Origin of the sequence: Succinatimonas hippei YIT 12066 (assembly GCF_000188195.1) — a bacterium.
Classification (GTDB): domain Bacteria; phylum Pseudomonadota; class Gammaproteobacteria; order Enterobacterales; family Succinivibrionaceae; genus Succinatimonas; species Succinatimonas hippei.
The window spans coordinates 1-1,021 of the sequence record NZ_GL831004.1 but is presented as its reverse complement, the minus strand read 5'-3'; the positions used below and the strand labels follow the sequence as shown (position 1 = coordinate 1,021).

Genomic DNA, 1,021 nt, shown 5'->3' with positions numbered 1-1,021 from the left:
CTTTAAGCCGGCGCTGATAATGGTCGATTTGTGCCCCCGATGCTTCGTGATTATAAAAAACATGAACATATGCCTTATGTTTGCTGCCGGCAACGGCAGTTTGCTCTTTACAGGTATATACGTTTTGCCCGCAGCGTAAATCAAAGAGATTGTCCCGAGTGAAGGCGAGCAGAGCTTCATCAATATATTGTTGATAGCCGGTGCATTTCTCATACGGTACGCACATCAGGAAGTGATAGCCTTTATCTGTAATTACGGCCATATTGGCGGCACTGAAGAATCCGCGGTCGGCAACGGCGACGAAAGAATGCACGCCGAGGTTTAACAGCAGTTCAAAAGTATTGACGCATTCGGACACGTCGGGTATCGAGCCGTTGAAGTACTGATAATATAAAGGACGGGAGCTGTCTTCGTCAGTTATCATCATGACATTGATTTGCGGCAGGACTTCATCCTGTTTATTACGTCCGTAAGCGGCGTCGTTGAGCTCGGCATAAGTACTGACAGAAGTGGAATCCAAAGCCCACATTCTTCTTTTGGATAATAAGTGTCTTTTAGTCAATGCCGTCGGATACAACTCTTCCGCCGCTGCCGGCATCCTATAACTGCGGGCAAATGCTCCCAGTCTTGAAAGTTTGGCGTCCGGCTCCATCACCATATAGTAGGCAGCTGACAACAGCTGCCGATAATGTCCGGCAAATACTTGTTCAAGACACTCAAGCAGTACGTCGCGCTTTAACAACTCATCCAATACTAAAGACATACCGATGCTCGTACAGGTGATGTGCGGCAGTGCGTAAAGCTCCTCATCAGGATTGAGCAGAGCAAACACCAGCCGGTATTTACCGGAGGAAACTGCATCTTCAGCAACGGTACGGGATACGGAAAACTTATTAAGCTGCGGATGGACGCGGAGAAAATCAGGTGAGAACTTAATAATGCCGACGCCTTCTTTATTGTCAATACGCCCGACGGTCTTGGTATGAGTGAATAATCTAATTAAAAAAGATCAGCGATCCAC

At 47.2% G+C, this 1,021-nt stretch carries 1 protein-coding gene; it reads right to left on the bottom strand.

Annotated elements, in window-relative coordinates:
- Positions 1-832: IS1634 family transposase (locus HMPREF9444_RS05985; protein WP_187363654.1), on the bottom strand; the 832-nt coding region annotated here is incomplete at its 3' end.
- Between the last annotated feature and the right edge of the window lie 189 nt (positions 833-1,021).